The 15,374-nt window shown below is 72.9% G+C and carries 15 protein-coding genes; 4 read left to right on the top strand and 11 right to left on the bottom strand.

Going from position 1 to position 15,374, the window contains the following annotated elements; translation table 11 throughout:
- The 3 genes from ACIB24_RS22835 to ACIB24_RS22825 form a co-directional block, all read right to left on the bottom strand.
- Positions 1–439 (bottom strand): hypothetical protein (locus ACIB24_RS22835; protein WP_398284519.1); only part of this gene is annotated, 439 nt, incomplete at its 3' end.
- 137 nt (positions 440–576) lie between these two features.
- Positions 577–732, bottom strand: a complete 156-nt coding sequence (locus ACIB24_RS22830; protein WP_398284518.1) for a DUF6131 family protein — start codon at positions 730–732, stop codon at positions 577–579.
- 119 nt (positions 733–851) lie between these two features.
- Positions 852–1,322, bottom strand: coding sequence for a MarR family winged helix-turn-helix transcriptional regulator (locus ACIB24_RS22825; protein ID WP_398284517.1), 471 nt, complete (start codon positions 1,320–1,322; stop codon positions 852–854).
- A gap of 88 nt (positions 1,323–1,410) precedes the next feature.
- On the opposite strand from ACIB24_RS22825, the gene ACIB24_RS22820 reads away from it, so the two are divergent.
- A complete protein-coding gene (locus ACIB24_RS22820) occupies positions 1,411–2,778 on the top strand; it encodes an FAD-binding oxidoreductase (protein ID WP_398284516.1) in 1,368 nt (455 codons plus the stop codon).
- An 81-nt stretch (positions 2,779–2,859) separates the two neighbouring features.
- On the opposite strand, the gene katG is transcribed toward ACIB24_RS22820, so the two are convergent.
- The 3 genes from katG to ACIB24_RS22805 form a co-directional block, all read right to left on the bottom strand.
- Positions 2,860–5,079, bottom strand: a complete 2,220-nt coding sequence (katG, locus tag ACIB24_RS22815) for a catalase/peroxidase HPI (protein WP_398284515.1) — start codon at positions 5,077–5,079, stop codon at positions 2,860–2,862.
- A gap of 36 nt (positions 5,080–5,115) precedes the next feature.
- Positions 5,116–5,544, bottom strand: a complete 429-nt coding sequence (locus ACIB24_RS22810; RefSeq protein ID WP_398284514.1) for a Fur family transcriptional regulator — start codon at positions 5,542–5,544, stop codon at positions 5,116–5,118.
- A gap of 90 nt (positions 5,545–5,634) precedes the next feature.
- Positions 5,635–5,889, bottom strand: coding sequence for a hypothetical protein (locus ACIB24_RS22805; protein ID WP_398284513.1), 255 nt, complete (start codon positions 5,887–5,889; stop codon positions 5,635–5,637).
- Between the two features lie 68 nt (positions 5,890–5,957).
- Here ACIB24_RS22805 and ACIB24_RS22800 point away from each other — a divergent pair, with 68 nt between their 5' ends.
- The gene (locus ACIB24_RS22800) at positions 5,958–6,623 is read left to right on the top strand and encodes an alpha/beta hydrolase (protein ID WP_398284512.1); all 666 of its coding nucleotides are present in this window, start codon (positions 5,958–5,960) and stop codon (positions 6,621–6,623) included.
- Here the strand turns inward: ACIB24_RS22800 and ACIB24_RS22795 are convergent.
- The gene (locus ACIB24_RS22795; protein WP_398284511.1) at positions 6,611–8,233 is read right to left on the bottom strand and encodes an acyl-CoA dehydrogenase family protein; all 1,623 of its coding nucleotides are present in this window, start codon (positions 8,231–8,233) and stop codon (positions 6,611–6,613) included. The genes ACIB24_RS22800 and ACIB24_RS22795 overlap by 13 nt on opposite strands.
- Positions 8,234–8,298: 65 nt before the next feature.
- Between ACIB24_RS22795 and ACIB24_RS22790 the strand changes: the two genes are divergently transcribed.
- Entirely contained in the window at positions 8,299–9,012 is a 714-nt protein-coding gene (locus ACIB24_RS22790) for a PaaX family transcriptional regulator C-terminal domain-containing protein (protein WP_398284510.1), read from the top strand.
- Positions 9,009–9,905 (top strand): amidohydrolase family protein, encoded by an 897-nt coding sequence (locus ACIB24_RS22785; RefSeq protein WP_398284509.1) that lies wholly within the window; start codon positions 9,009–9,011, stop codon positions 9,903–9,905. Before ACIB24_RS22790 ends, ACIB24_RS22785 begins: the two co-directional genes overlap by 4 nt.
- 87 nt (positions 9,906–9,992) lie before the next feature.
- Here the strand turns inward: ACIB24_RS22785 and ACIB24_RS22780 are convergent, their stop codons facing one another.
- From ACIB24_RS22780 to ACIB24_RS22765, 4 genes are read right to left on the bottom strand one after another with little or no spacing between them, the layout of a single operon-like run.
- On the bottom strand, positions 9,993–10,772 hold the full coding sequence (locus ACIB24_RS22780; RefSeq protein ID WP_398284508.1) for a (2Fe-2S)-binding protein: 780 nt from the start codon (positions 10,770–10,772) through the stop codon (positions 9,993–9,995).
- Entirely contained in the window at positions 10,769–11,989 is a 1,221-nt protein-coding gene (locus tag ACIB24_RS22775) for a hypothetical protein (protein WP_398284507.1), read from the bottom strand. The genes ACIB24_RS22780 and ACIB24_RS22775 overlap by 4 nt, the downstream gene beginning before the upstream one ends.
- On the bottom strand, positions 11,986–12,489 hold the full coding sequence (locus ACIB24_RS22770; protein WP_398284506.1) for a SigE family RNA polymerase sigma factor: 504 nt from the start codon (positions 12,487–12,489) through the stop codon (positions 11,986–11,988). Before ACIB24_RS22770 ends, ACIB24_RS22775 begins: the two co-directional genes overlap by 4 nt.
- 26 nt (positions 12,490–12,515) lie before the next feature.
- Positions 12,516–15,371, bottom strand: coding sequence for an FAD-binding and (Fe-S)-binding domain-containing protein (locus ACIB24_RS22765; protein WP_398284505.1), 2,856 nt, complete (start codon positions 15,369–15,371; stop codon positions 12,516–12,518).
- Positions 15,372–15,374 lie beyond the last annotated feature (3 nt).

Raw genomic sequence — 15,374 nt, 5'->3', positions numbered from 1 at the left:
CCGCCTTCCGAATCAGCGCGGCGATCTTCTTCTCGACCGCCGGCGTCCAGTTCACCAGGGCGAACGCCACGGGCCACATGTCCCCGTCGTCGAGGGCGGCGGAGGTCTCGAAACCCAGTGTGGCGTAGCGGTCCTTGAATTTGGACGCCGGCTTGAAGAAGGCCACGACCTTGCCCGCGTCGTTGGCGTAGGACGGGAACCCGTACCAGGTCTTGGGGTTGAGCCCGGGCGCCGCCTTCGTGACCGTCACGTGGAGGCGCTCGGCCAGCTCGCGATCGAGCCCGTCGAGCTTCTCGATGGCCTCGAGCAGGGCGGCCAGGCCGTCGGCCTTGGTGGCACCCTTCCTACCCTCGGCGCGCAGCTCGGCGGCGCGCTCCTTCATCGCGGCGATCTCCTCGGCGCTGAAGCCACCGCTCGTCTCGGCCTTCTTCGTGGGCATCTGAGCTCATTCCCTCCGGAGTCCTGTCGGTTCGACTCCCCAGAAGGTAGGGCTCGAGCGCCGAGGGGCGCTTCTCCGATCCTGACCGGATCGAGGAAGCGCCCCTCGGTGAGCGGAGTGGGTGCGAGCCCGCTGGCTCAGTACCAGTGGTTCCGGCCGCCGACGGCACGCCCGGTCTGGCCGAGCGCGAACAGGATCACACCGATCACCAGCAGGATGATCCCCAGCGTGTACAGGATCGACACCTTGAGGATGATCCCGAGGACCAACAGCACGAGTCCGAGGACGATCATCTAACGCTCCCTGGGTTCAGGTCCGACATATCGGGACCATTGGGACTGCCAACAGCTCCACTAGATCACCGACTTCTCAGGGCGGCATCTGCAGATGTCATCCACGGGCCGCGGCCGGTTCAGATCGGGTCGAGGGGCGGCAGCCCGTCCGCCTCGCCCCGCTCCCCCACGGCGTCGGCCAGGGCGACCAGCTGTTTCCGCAGGGCCCGCACTCCGTCGGGGCCCAGCGCGGACTGGATCCGGCGGTCGTGCGCGATCGCCGCGGTCCGCATGCCCTCGAAGACCCGCCGACCCTCGGGCGTGAACTCGATCAGCTGCACGCGCCGGTCGTCCGGGTCGCGCCGGCGGGCGACCAGCCCGCGGCGCTCCAGCGCGTTCAGGTGGTGCGTGAGCGTCGACTCCTTGATCCCGATCTCGCGGGCCAGCTCGCGCTGCGTCTGGTGGCCGCCCTCGGCGAGGGCCAGGAACACGAACCAGACCGGGCGGTTGCCGCCGTGCTCGGCCAGCACCGCGTCGAACGCGCGCGTCATCCGGCGCGTCGTCTCCCAGAGCGTGATGCCGATCGGCGTCACGTCGCCCTCGTCCCGCACGTCGCTCAGTTTAAGCCCGCAATCGTTTGACAGCTAATCATTCGATCTCTAATGATTAGACATCGAATTATCTCACGGAGGCACGGATATGACCCACCTGGACGACGTGACCCGACTCCTCGCCCCGGCCCTGGGCGAGCGCCTGCTCACCCCGGAACGCACCGGCTTCGACGAGCTGAGCGCACCCGCCCTGGCCGCCCCCGGCGTCCGACCGGCCGTGCTCGCCCGCCCGCGCGACACCGCGGAGGTGGCGTCCGTCGTCCGGGCCGCCGCCGAGACCGGAGCGCCCCTGGCCGTGCGCTCCGGGGGCCACAGCTACGCGCGGTTCGGGACGGCGGACGCGGGGCTCGTGCTCGACGTGCGCCTGCTCGACCACGTGGAGGTCTCCCCGGCCACCCGGGTCGCCACCGCGGGCGGCGGCGTGCCGGCGGGCGCGTACACGGCGGCGGCCGCCGAGCACGGCCTGGCCACCGGCTTCGGCGACACCTCGACCGTGGGGGTCTCGGGGATCACGCTGGGGGGCGGCATCGGCTACCTGAGCCGGCGCGACGGGCTCACCGTCGACAATCTCCTCGCCGCCGAGGTCGTCCTGGCCGACGGTCGCACCGTGCGCGCCGATGAGCACGAGCACCCGGAGCTGTTCTGGGCGCTGCGCGGCGGCGGGGGCAACTTCGGGGTCGTCACCCACCTGGAGCTCCGGCTGCACCCGACCCCGACGGTGACCGGTGGTGCGCTGGCGTTCGAGCCCCGGCCCGAGACGGTGGAGGCCCTGGTGAGCGCCGCCCGCGTTGCCCCCGACGAACTGTCGCTCATGGTCAACGTCATGAAAGCCCCTCCCGCACCGTTTCTTCCGGCCGAGCGGCACGGGACACCGATCGTCGTCGCCCTCGTCTGCCACTCCGGTCGACCCGAGGACGCGGACGCCGCATTGGCCCCCTTGCGCGCGGCCGGCCCGCTACTGGCCGACGTCGTCCGCCCGCAGCCCTACCCCGGCCTGCTGCGCGCCGAGGAACCCGGGCTGCAGGCGAGCATCCGCACCGGCTTCGCCGACACGTTCGACGCCGCCCGCGCCGCCCGGGCGATCGAGCTGGTCGGCAGCGCCCCCACCCCGGTGGCGGTGGTCAACCTCCGCCCGATGGGGGGCGCGATCAGTCGAATCCCTCCCGAGGCAACGGCTTTCGCACACCGCGGTCACGCCCTGATGGAGTCCGTCTCCGCGGTCGACCTTCCCGGCCGCGACCCGGCGCCGGTCCGGGACTGGGTCGCCGGCGCGGCCGAGGCCCTGACCGTGGGCCGGGGACCGGGCTACGTGAACTTCCTGGAGCAGACCGGGCCCGACGTCGTCCACCGCGCCTACCCTGACGCCACGCTGCGCCGGCTGGCCGCGGTGAAGGCCGCCTACGACCCCCAGAACCTGTTCCGGGCCAACCACACCGTGCTGCCCGCACAGGCATGACCGCTGCGCTGAGCCCGCGAACGCGTGGAACCCCGGCCGACCGCTGTGGTCGACCGGGGCTCCACCCGTACGGGTCCGGTCTCAGGCGAGGTCGAACCGGTCGTTGTCCATGACCTTGACCCACGCGGCCACGAAGTCCCGGACGAACTTGTCCCGCGCGTCCGCGCTGGCGTACACCTCCGAGAGGGCCCGCAGGATCGAGTTCGAGCCGAAGACCAGGTCCACCGCGGTGGCGGTGTGCTTCACCTCGCCGGTCGTCACGTCGCTGATCTCGTAGACGTTCTCCTCGGCCTGCGACGCCTTCCAGGTGCTGCCGGTGGCCAGCAGGTTCGTGAAGAAGTCCTGGGTCAGGACGCCGGGGGTGTCGGTGAGCACGCCGTGCCGGCCGGAGCTGATGCCGAGCGCCCGCAGGCCGCCGACTAGCACGGTCATCTCGGGGGCGGTCAGGTCCAGGAAGTAGGCGCGCTCCACGAGCAGCTCCTCCGGCCGGGCCTTCTCGCCCGCCCGCAGGTAGTTGCGGAACCCGTCGGCCTTCGGCTCCAGGACGGCGAACGAGTCGACGTCCGTCTGCTCCTGGGTGGCGTCGGTGCGGCCGGGGTGGAAGGGGACCGTCACGTCGACGCCGCCGTCCTGGGCGGCCTTCTCGACCGCCGCCGAACCGGCCAGGACGATCAGGTCGGCGAGCGAGACCTGCGCCCCGCCGGCGGCGTTGAACTCCTGCCGGATGCCTTCGAGCTTCTCGAGCACCGGCCCGACGGCCGCGTTGACCTCCCAGCTGCGCTGGGGCTCGAGCCGGATGCGCGCACCGTTGGCGCCGCCGCGCTTGTCGGTCGAGCGGAAGGTCGCGGCCGAGGCCCACGCGGTCGAGACCAGCTCGGCCACGCTCAGACCCGACTCGAGGACCTTCGCCTTGAGCGTCGCGACGTCGGCGTCGGAGACCAGTGGGCCCTCGACGGCCGGCACCGGGTCCTGCCACAGCTGCGGCTCGGCGACCCAGGGGCCGAGGAAGCGGCTGACCGGGCCCATGTCGCGGTGCAGCAGCTTGTACCAGGCCTTGGCGAAGGCGAGCTGGAACTCCTCGGGGTGCTCCAGGAACCGGCGGGAGATCTTCTCGTAGGCCGGGTCCACGCGCAGCGACAGGTCGGTCGTGAGCATGGTCGGGCGGTGCTTCTTCGACGCGTCGTAGGCGTCGGGGATGATCTCGTCGTCGGTCTTGGCGACCCACTGCTTGGCCCCGGCGGGGCTGGTGGTCAGCTCCCACTCGTAGCCGAAGAGGATCTCGAAGAACCGGTTGCTCCACTGGGTGGGCTTGTCGGTCCAGGTGACCTCGAGCCCGCTGGTGATCGCGTCCGCGCCCTTGCCCGTGCCGTTGGTGCTGAGCCAACCCAGCCCCTGGGCCTCCAGCGGGGCACCCTCGGGCTCGCGCCCGACGTGGTCGTCGGCCGGGGCCGCGCCGTGGGTCTTGCCGAAGGTGTGGCCGCCGGCGATGAGCGCCACGGTCTCCTCGTCGTTCATGGCCATCCGGGCGAACGTCTCGCGGATGAACCAGGCCGCCGCCAGCGGGTCGGCGCTGCCGTGCGGGCCCTCGGGGTTGACGTAGATGAGGCCCATCTCGGCCGCACCGACGTTGGGCGCCATCTCCTGGTCGCCCAGGTACCGGTCGCCGCCCAGCCACTCCTGCTCCTGGCCCCAGATGATCTCCTCGGGCTCCCACACGTCGGGGCGGCCGAAACCGAAGCCGAAGGTCTGGAAGCCCATCGACTCCAGGGCCACGTTGCCGCCGAGGACCAGCAGGTCGGCCCACGAGATCTTCTGGCCGTACTTCTGCTTGACCGGCCACAGCAGGCGGCGGGCCTTGTCGAGGTTGGCGTTGTCGGGCCAGCTGTTCAGCGGCGCGAACCGCTGGCCGCCGTCACCGGCGCCGCCGCGGCCGTCGGAGATCCGGTAGGTGCCCGCGGCGTGCCAGCTCATCCGGATGAACAGGCCGCCGTAGTGCCCGAAGTCCGCGGGCCACCAGTCCTGCGACGTGGTCAGCACGTCGGCGATGTCGCGCTTGAGCGCCTCGACGTCGAGCTTGGCGAACTCCTTCGCGTAGTCGAAGTCCTCACCGAGCGGGTTGCCCTTCGACGAGTGGGCGTGCAGCACGGACAGGTCGAGCTGGTTGGGCCACCAGTCCTTGTTGGTGCGCGGCTTGTCGGTCACCGGGGTCGGCGCGTCGATCGCCGGGTTCTCGCTCTCACTGCCGCTCGCGGTCGCGCCGTGCGGGACGGGGCAGCCGCCGGCGTCCTGGGTCTCGCTCATCAGATTCCTTCCGAACTGCTGCTGACATACGGGGATTCATCGAGGGGTGGTGCTCGCCGCGCACTCGGGGCAGGTGCCCCAGAACACGACCTCCGCCTCGTCGACCGCGAATCCGTGGTCGTCCGAGGCGGTGAGACAGGGGGCGTGGCCGACGGTGCACTCGACGTCGGCGATGGTGCCGCACGAGCGGCACACGACGTGATGGTGGTTGTCGCCGACCCGGGTCTCGTAGCGGGCCGTCGCGCCGGCCGGTTGGATGCGGCGCACCAGGCCGGCGTCGGTGAGGGCGCGCAGGACGTCGTAGACCGCCTGGTGGGAGACCGTCGGCAGGCCGGCGCGCACGAGCGTGATCACCGTGTCGGTGTCGACGTGGGGGTGTTCGTGCAGGGCCGACAGGACGGCGAGCCGGGGACCGGTGACGCGCAGCGAGGCCCCGCGCAGCTGGGCCTCGAAGTCCGTCGTCACGCGGTCGACCCTAGGCCACCTTTCTGGACCAGTTCAAGTTTATGAGCTGTGTCCACCGGATGAATTTCTCGCCGCGCTCGCGACCTCCGGTCAGCCCGCTCCGCCCCCGCCCGGCCAGTAGTGGCCGGGCGGGGGGACGTAAGCGCCGTAGATGGTCGCCTGCTGGCGTGCGACGTCCGGGTTCCGGAGACCGGCCCGCTCCGGTCGGACGAACTCGTCCCCCACCCGGGCGTTCGCCGCCCACTCCGCGCTCACCCGCCGGTCACGGCGCCGGCCGAGCACGACCACGGTCGCGCCGAGCACCGCGACGACCGCCAGGACCAGGACCCCCAGATATGCCCCCATGAAGCCATGGTCGCCCCGGCGCCCGTGCTGCACAAGACCCGCCCCGCGGGCCGCAGTAGCGTCGGTGGATGGCCAGCTTCCTGATCGTCCACGGTGCAGGCGACCGCGGCCGGTCGTGGCGTCCGGTGGGTCTCGAACTGGCCCGGCGCGGTCACGTCGTCGTGGCTCCGGACCTGCCCGCCGGCGACGAGTCGCTCACACTGCCGGACTACCGCGACGCCGCGGTCCGGGCCTTCGAGGATGTGGCGCGACGGCCGAGACCGCTGGTGGTGGTGGGTCACTCGTTCGGTGCGTTCACCGCTCCCCTGGTCGCCGACGCGCTGGGCGCCGACCACCTGGTGCTGGTCAACGCCATGGTGCCCGCGCCCGGGGAGCGACCGGACGACTGGTGGTCGAACGTCGGGTACCGGTCACAGGGGTACACCGATCCCCACGACCTGTACTACAACGGCGTGCCGCGCGCCCTGGCCGACGAGGCCCTGACCCATGAACGTGCGCACCCGTCGTCCGCCGCGGGGGCCGCGCCGTGGCCGCTTCCGGCCTGGCCCGACGTGGCGACCCACGCCATCGTCTGCGCCGAGGACCACGTGCTGGCCGCCGCCCTCCAGCGCGAGGTGTGCCGCGATCGGCTGGGCGTCGAGCCCGACGAACTCGGCGGCGGTCACTGCGCGATGCTCAGCCACCCGGTCGAGCTCGCCGACCTGCTCGTCGGCTACGTCGCTCAGCCGACCTGAGTCCGGTCGAGGATCGCGTCGAGGTCGAGGCCGCTCGGCAACGTGCCGAACACGGACCCGCGGTCGCCGCCGAGGCGCGACGCACAGAAGGCGTCGGCCACGGCGGCCGGGGCGTGCCGCAGCAGCAGCGAACCCTGCAGGAGCAGCGCCATGAGCTCGGCGATGCGCCGGGCCCGCAGCTCGACGTCCTCCAGGTTGCCGAACTCCTTCTTCAGCTGGGCCAGCGCGTCGTCGAAACGGTGATCGGTCCCGGCGGCCAGCTCGACCTCGGCGAAGAAGGCGCCCAGGGTCGCGGGTTCACGGCCGATGGCGCGCAACAGGTCGAGGGCGGCGACGTTGCCCGACCCCTCCCAGATCGACATGAGCGGCGCCTCGCGGTAGATGCGGGCCAGGTCGAAGTCCTCGATGTAGCCGTTGCCGCCCAGGCACTCCAGCGCCTCGCCGACGGCCATCGGCGCCCGCTTGCAGATGAAGTACTTGGTGACGGCCAGACCGACCCGGCGCAGCGCCGCCTCGGTCTCGTCGCCGCGCACCGCGCGGTCGTTGGCCCCCGCCAGCCGCATCATGGCGACCGTGGCCGCCTCCGACTCGACGGCCAGGTCGGCCAGCACGTTGCGCATCAGGGGCTGGTCGATCAACGACTTCCCGAACGCCGACCGGTGTCGCGCGTGGTGCGCGGCCTGCACGAGCGCCGACCGCATCGCTGAGGCGGAGCCGATGACGCAGTCGAGTCGCGTCATGTTGACCATCTCGACGATGGTCCGCACCCCCCGGCCCTCCTCCCCCACCAACCAGGCCTCCGCGCCCTCGTACTCGATCTCCGACGAGGCGTTCGACCGGTTGCCCAGCTTGTCCTTCAGCCGCATCAGACGCAGCTGGTTGCGACTGCCGTCGGGCAGCACCCGCGGCACCAGGACGCAGGAGAGGCCCCCCGGCGCCTGGGCCAGGGTCAGGAACAGGTCGGACATCGGGGCGCTGGTGAACCACTTGTGCCCGTCGAGGCGGAACCGCCCGTCCCCCAACGGTTGCGCGGTGGTCGTGTTGGCCCGGACGTCGGAGCCGCCCTGCTTCTCCGTCATCGACATTCCGGCGATCAGACCGCGCTTAGTGGCCGGTGCCCGCAGGCCGAAGTCGTACTCCCGTGCGGTGAGCCCCGGCTCCCAGGTGGCGGCCAGCGCGGGTTCGGCGCGCAACGCCGGGACGACGGCGTAGGTCATCGAGATCGGGCACATGTGCCCGGCGTCCACGCTCCAGGCCATGAACTTGGCGGCCCGGGCGACGTGGGCGCCGGGTCGGTCGTCGGCCCAGGGCGCGCCGTGCAGCCCGTGCTCGACGGCCACCCGCATGACCCGGTGGTAAGCGGGGTCGTACTCGACCTCGTCGACGCGGTGCCCGGTGCGGTCGTGGGTGCGCAGCACCGGGGCGTTGCGCTCGGCGCGCCGGCCCTCCTCCCGCCACTCCTGCGACCCGGCCAGTCGGCCCAGGCCGTGCAGTTCCGGCAGCGCCCACTGTGCGCCCTCCCGCACGACGGCCTCGAGGAGCGCCGGGTCCTCACTGGTGTCGTGGTCACCGAGCGGCGGCGCCTGGTTGAAGACCTCGTGCGTAGCCACGTCACCCTCCGCAGGTCGTGTAACAGTTGCCGGACGATTGTAGCTCCCATTGTAATATCGCGACCATGGCATCCGCTCTCGGCCTCAAGCCGCTGTCCGCGCGTTCGGTGGTCATCAGCCTGTTGCTGGGCGCCCACCCGCGGGGCATGAGCGCCCGTCAGGTGGTGCGGGCCGGAGAACACTTCTCGGTGCCCGAACCGTCGGTCCGGGTGGCGCTGACCCGGGCCGTGGCCAGCGGTGACCTGGTCCGCGAGGGCAGCACGTACCGGGTCGGGGCCCGGCTGTTGGAGCGTGGTGAACGCCAGGCCCAGCAGGCCGCGCAGGTGCCCTGGACGGGTGACTGGGAGATGGCGGTCGTCATCACCCCGGGCCGGCCGAGCACCGAACGCGCCGCGCTGCGCCAGGCGCTGGCCCGGGCCCGGCTCGGCGAGCTGCGCGAGGGCGTGTGGCTGCGGCCCGCCAACCTCGACCGGCCGGTCCCCCGGCCCGACGACTCGTTGCGCACGTTCACCGCGGCCCCGGTCGAGGACCCGGCCGCTCTGGCCGCCACCCTGTGGGACCTGGCGGCCTGGGCCGCCGAGGCCGAGGCCACGCTGGAACGGCTGGCCGGCGACGCGCCGCCCGACCAGCGACTGGCCACCGCCGCGCACCTGGTCCGGCACCTGACGTCCGACCCGCTGCTGCCGCCCGAGCTGTGCCCGACCGGCTGGCCCGGCCCACGGGCCCGGCAGGCCTACGCGGGGTTCCAGGAGGAGGTCCGTCGGGTGGTCGGCGCATGAGCACCACTCCCGGGCCGACGACGGACGCCGAGATCCGGCCCTACCTGCAGGCCCTCGGTCTGCCCGGTCTCGTCGACGTGCACGTGCACTTCATGCCCGACCCGGTGCAGCAGGCCGTCTGGCGGTACTTCGACGGGCTCGGCCACAAGCTCGGCATGCCGTGGCCGCTGCAGTACCGCCACGACGAGGCCCGGCGGATCGAGATCCTGAGCGAGCTGGGCCTTCTCGCCATCCCGGCGCTGACCTACCCGCACCGGTCCGGCATGGCCCGCGGGCTGAACGCGTGGTGCGCGCAGTTCGCCGCGCGGGTTCCCGACGCGGTGCACAGCGCCACCCTGTTCCCCGAACCGGACGTCGCCGACTACGTGCTCGAGGCGGTCCTGGGCGGCGCTCGCCTGTTCAAGCTGCACGCCGAGGTCGGCGGGTTCACCCTGGACGACCCCCGCCTGGCCCCGGCCTGGGAGATCCTGGCCGCCCACCGGGTGCCGGTGGTCGCGCACGGGACGACGGGCGTCGAGAGCCGGGGGGCCGGCCCGGTCGACATCGCGAACGTGCTGGCCCGGCACGAGGGCCTGCGGCTCGTCATCGCCCACCTGGGCATGCCCGACTACCACGCCTGCGCCGACCTGGCCGAGAAGTACCCCGACGTCATGCTCGACACGGCCCTGGCCGCAACCGATTTCGCGGTCCGGATGGCGCCCGCGCCGACGGACTACGTCGAGCGGCTCGGGCCGCTGCGCGACCAGATCGTCCTCGGGTCGGACTTCCCGGTGATCGCCCACCCGTACGCGCACCAGTTGCGTGCCCTGGCCGACCTCGGTCTGGGCGACGACTGGATGCGCGCCGTCCTGTGGCGCAACGGTGCGCGGCTCCTGGGCCTGCCCCGCGAGTAGCCGGGCGTCCGAGCCGTCGGCGACCAGCGCCGCTTCGCGCAGGGCCTGCCGCTACCTGAGCAAGAACGTCTGACCGTCGCCGACCGTCTAGGTGCCGCCTCCGGCGGCCAGGACCCGTCGCTCCCGGACGTCGGGAGCCTGCCGCGGGCAGTTGGCGCACTTCCCCTCGCCGGGCACCTCGTAGAGGAGGCAGCACGAGCCCCGCCGCACGTACTCGACCGGTCGCGACTCACCGAGCACCTCTTCCAGGACCTCGTCCCGGGTCACGGACAGCCGCGCCGTCGGCGCGTACGGAGCGGCCCCGGTCACCCGCGCCGACAGCGCGGCGAGCGCGTCGACGTCCGGGCCCCCGAGCTTGCGGGCCACCACCAGCAGCCGGTTCGCAAGCGAGTCGGTGAGGACCGACCACAGGGGCCGGTGACCGGCCCCGCTCACGCCCGCCAGCACCCGCATCACCGGGTCGAAGCCGTCGTGCAGCGCCGCCCCGAAAGCCTCGGCGGCACCGCACATCCGGTCCGAACGCACGCGGGCCGGATAGCCGGCGTATCCCGTCCGGCGCAATGTCATCCGCAGGGTCTCCGGCCGCGGGTCGGGGGCCGCACCCGTCACGAGCAACGCCGTCGCCCCGGTGGCCACGAACGTCGAGCTGGCGTTGTACCACCACAGGGTGGCCGCGACCCGCCGGTCCGCCGTGCCCCACAACCGCATCGCCTCGTCGACCCGGGCGGTCAGCCATTCGCGGTCCAGGAGCAGCGCACCGTCCACGGGCTCGGTCTCGACGTGGGCACTGGGGTACGGGCCGAGCAGGACGTTGCGCAGCAACGGGAACGCCCGCAGCGAGGCCTCGTGCACCTCGTCGACGTTCACGCCTCCGATACTGCCAGCGGGACGACGCGACCGTCCCCGTGCGCCACCCGGCGCGTGAGCCCGGTCGCGGGGTCGATCAGCACCAGCTCGGCGTCGCGCTCCGCCAGCCGCAGCTGGTCCCCGTGCAGCACCCAGGCGTAAACACCCTTCCGGTCCCGGGCCAAGGCCCAGACGGCTTGGAGTTCCGCCCCCAGACCCTTCACCTCGACCGAGGTCTCGGATCCGCCGCTCGTGGTGACCAGGGCGATCTTGCGACCGAGGCTGAGCCTGCTCACCCGCCCGGCGTCGTCGATCAGCAACGTCTCCGAGGTGACGTCCCCACCCCAGCCCGTCGTCGACGTCGTCGGCGTGCCGACCCGCACCGGCGACCGCTTCACCCCCGGAACCGGCGCGAACCGGGCTGTGCTGCCCTGCCACAAGGTGCCGTCAGGTGACACGCCGAAGGCGGTCGCCCGGCACGTGCAGACCGCGTGCACGTCAGCACCGGCCTCGGGTGTCCAGCGCCAGACGTGCTCCTGCTGCGGTCGTTGGACGTTGTTCCGGTAGCGAGTCCCGACCAGTACGCCGTCACCCTCGCGGCCGGTGAACGAGACCTGCGTCGGCCACTCGTCGGAAGCCTCGCTCGGCAGTACGGCGCTGTGCAGCACCGCAGCGTCGAGCTGCAGCCAGTACAGGGTGGTGGTCGCCCGTCGGTCCCGTTCGGACATCGACACCCAGGCCACCCGCCGGCCGTCCTTCGAGAGCGTGAGCAGCTCTGAACCCGTCGGCCAGGGCAGCGCCGCGTAGGTCCTCCCGTCGGCCGAGGCCAGCACCGGCGCACGCCCCAGGGAATGTGGCGGGAACGACCCCACGTCGGTGAGGGTGGCGCCCCGCTGCACCGGCATCCCCAGCACCATGGAGGCTGCGTCCATCATCCCGGCGCGCAGGGGCGGCACCTCGGCCGCTGAACGCCACACCCACCGGCCGGGCCCGGGCTGCGGCTCGCTGGGCACCGTGACCGGCCGGAACAGGGCGAAGATCAGCACCGTCGGGAGGGCGACCAGGACCGCGGCGGCCGCGGCCGCCCACACCGTGGTCCGAGTGGTGAAACGGGACAGTCGCAGCCGGCCGGACGACGTCCGGGCTGCCACCGCCCGGGCCGCGGCCACGTCCAGTCGCAGCCCACGCACTTCGTCCCCGGCCAGGTCGTCGAGCGCCTCACGCAGGTCGGTGGTCATCGGGTCACCCTCTCCTCGGCTCGCAACCGGGCCAGCGCGTCGTGCGTCGTCGACTTCACGGTGCTCACGGAACAGCCCATCAGCCGGGCGGTCTCGGCCTCACTCAGGTCTTCGAAGTAGCGCAGCACCAGGACCGTGCGCTGCCGGACGGTGAGGGCGGCCAGCGCCGCCCGCAACGCCAGCCGGTCGTCGACCTGGGCACCGGAGTCACCCGGCTGGGCGACGTCGGGCAGATCGGGGACGACGTCCAGCCGTACCCGGGCGGCCCGTCGCCGCAGCCCGTCCACCCACGTCGAGCGGATCGCCCGGCGCAGGTACGCCTCGTGCCGGCCGGGCCCGATCGAGTCCCAGCGCGGCAGCACCCGGGCCAGGGCCTCCTGGGCCAGGTCCTCGGCAGCGCTGCGCTCCCCGGTCAGCAACCAGGCCAGCCTGAGCAGCGCGTCACCGCGTTCGGCCACGAAGTCCTCGGCCGACGGGCTCCCGTCCCCGTTCGTCGTCACACCCCCTCAGACGCGCGGCGGACGGATCAGGACGGGTCGCCGGGCGGGATTTCTCCGGCCAGCAGCTGGGCCAGGTGCACGGCCCGGCGACCCCGCAGGTCGGCGACCTGGGTACGGCACGAGAACCCGTCGGCCAGGACGAGGGCGTCGGGTGCGGCATCGAGGGCGGGCAGCAGGTTCTGCTCGGCGACCTTGACCGACACCTCGTAGTGCCCGCGCTCGACGCCGAAGTTGCCGGCCAGGCCGCAACACCCGCCGAGCGTCCGGACCGTCGCGCCCGTCGCCTTCAGGAGCGCCGCGTCGGCGGCCCAGCCGAGGACGGCGTGCTGGTGACAGTGCGGCTGCACGATCAGCGTGGTGCCGCTCAGGTCCGGCGCGCCCCAGCCCGACGCCTCGGCGAGAAGCTCGGAGAGGGTGCGGACGCCGTCCGCCACCTGACGGGCGTCCGCCTCGTGCTCGGTGCCCGTCAGCAGTTCGAGCGCGTCGGAGCGCAGGACCGCGGTGCACGACGGTTCGAGCCCCACCACCGGGACGCCGGCCCGCACCTGGTCGGCCAGCGCCGAGACCGTACGCCCCAGCAGGGCTTTCGCCTGGGTCAGCTGACCCGTGGTGATCCAGGTCAGCCCACAGCACAGCGACGGCCCGGGCAGCTGCGGCTCGAACCCGGCCTGCCGCAACACCGTCACGGTCGCCTGGGCCACCTCGGGCGAGAAGGCGTCGGTGAAGCTGTCGACCCACAGGACGACGGGCCGGCCGTCGCCGACCGGCTGCGACTCGACGTTCCGCTTCCACCAGCGCCGGAACGACGTCGGCGCGAACTCCGGCACGGAGCGCCGGGCGTCGACGCCGGCCACGAACAGCGCGAGTGGCCGGACGACGGGGACCCGGGTGGCGAGGTTGGCCAGCCGGGGCACGCGGCCGGCCAGGCGGCTCCACAGCGGCAACCGGCCGAGGCTGTAGTGCGAGCGGGGGCGCAGGCGGCGCCGGTACTTCTGGTGCAGCACCTCGGACTTGTAGGTGGCCATGTCGATGCCGGTCGGGCAGTCCGAGGCGCAGCCCTTGCAGGACAGGCACAGGTCGAGCGACTCGGCCACGGCCGGGGACCGCCAGTCGAGGGCGCCGCGCACGACGTCCTGCAGCACCCGGGCCCGGCCGCGGGTCGAGTCCTTCTCCTCGGCGGTCGCCAGGTAGGACGGGCACATCACGCCGCCCGCGGCGCTGTTGTCGGCGCGGCACCGGCCGACCCCCGTGCACCGGTGCACGGCCTGGGCGAGGTCGCCGCCGTCGTGCTCGTAGGCGAACGCCAGCCGTTTACGGTAGGGCGCCACCTCGACGGTGCGGACGGCCGCGTCGAAGGGGTCGGGGTCGACGAGAACGCCCGGGTTGAGCAGGTTCTCGGGATCGAAGGCGTGCTTCACCTCGGCGAAGAGCCGGATGGCGTCGCTCGAGTACATCCGGGGCAGCAGCTCGCTGCGGGCCCGTCCGTCGCCGTGCTCCCCCGACAGGGATCCGCCGTACTCGGCCACCAGGTCGGCGGCCGACTCGAGGAAGGCGCGGAAGGCCTTGGGCGGGTCGCTCGGTTCGAGCGGCAGGTCGAGGCGCACGTGCAGGCAGCCGTCGCCGAAGTGTCCGTAGGGCGCCTGGGTCAGGCCGTGCTCGGCCACCAGCTCCTCGAACCGGGCCAGGTACGGACCGAGCTTCTCGGGCGGCACCGCGGCGTCCTCCCAGCCCGGCCACGCGGGCTTTCCCGAGGGGGCGCGACCGGCGAAACCGGCGCCGTCCTCGCGGATCCGCCAGATCCGGGCCATGGTCGGCGCGTCCTCGAACACCTCCGCGCCCGTGCCGAGCCCGGCGTCGGCCAGGGCGCGGGCCCGGTCGAGCACCTCGGTCCGGTCGTCCCCGGAGATCTCGACGAACAGCCAGGCGATGCCGGCGGGGAGGGCCGGCAGATCGTTCGCGCCGCGGCGGCGCAGGATGTCGATCAGTCGCCCGTCGAAGCCCTCGCAGGCCGTCGGGCCGTACGTCGTGACGGCCGGCGCCGCCTCACCGGCCCGCACGATGTCGGCGAAACCGAGGGCGACCAGCACCCGGTGGGCCGGGTCGCGCACCAGCTTGACCGTGGCCTCGGTCAGGATGCCGAGCGTCCCCTCCGAGCCGACCAGCGCCTGGGTCAGGTCGAACCGTTCGGGCAGCAGGTGCTGGACGGCGTACCCGCTGACCTGCCGGCCGAACCGGTCGAACTCGGTGCGCGCCGTGGCCAGGTGCCGCGACATGATCTGGTGCAGAGCCGCTTCCAGCTCCGGCCGGCCGTGCACGACGGCCGCGCCCGAGGCGTCGTAGCCGGTGGTCAGCGTCTGCCCGGAGGCCAGCAGGTGGGTCATCGCGGCCACGTTGTCGGACGTCCGCCCGTAGGCGACCGCCCGGTTGCCGCAGGCGTTGTTGCCGATCATGCCGCCGACCGTGCAGCGGGTGTGGCTCGACGGGTCGGGGCCGAACCGCAGGCCGTAGGGCAGGACCGCCTTCTGCAGGGTGGCGTGCACCGTACCCGGCTCCACGACGGCCGTACGGGCCTCGGGGTCCACCGACAGGACGCGGTTCAGGTGGCGGCTGAAGTCGAGCACCAGGCCGGGCCCGACCGCGTTGCCGGCGACCGACGTCCCGCCGCCCCGGGCGGTGAGCGGCACCCCGGTGGCGCGTGCGACCTCGAGGGTCGCGGCGACGTCGCCGGAGTCCCGGGGCCGGACCACGGCCGCCGGGACGACCCGGTAGAGGGAGGCGTCGGAGGCGTACATCGTGCGGGAGCCCGGGTCGTCGAGGACCTCCAGGCCGACCGCTCGGAGGCGGGCGACGGCCTCGTCGTGCTGCTCAGTCACGTGTAACATGTT

Origin of the sequence: Spongisporangium articulatum (assembly GCF_044465595.1) — a bacterium.
In the GTDB taxonomy this organism is placed as follows: Bacteria; Actinomycetota; Actinomycetes; order Actinomycetales; family Kineosporiaceae; genus Spongisporangium; species Spongisporangium articulatum.
This window is presented reverse-complemented; position numbering and strand designations above follow the sequence as displayed.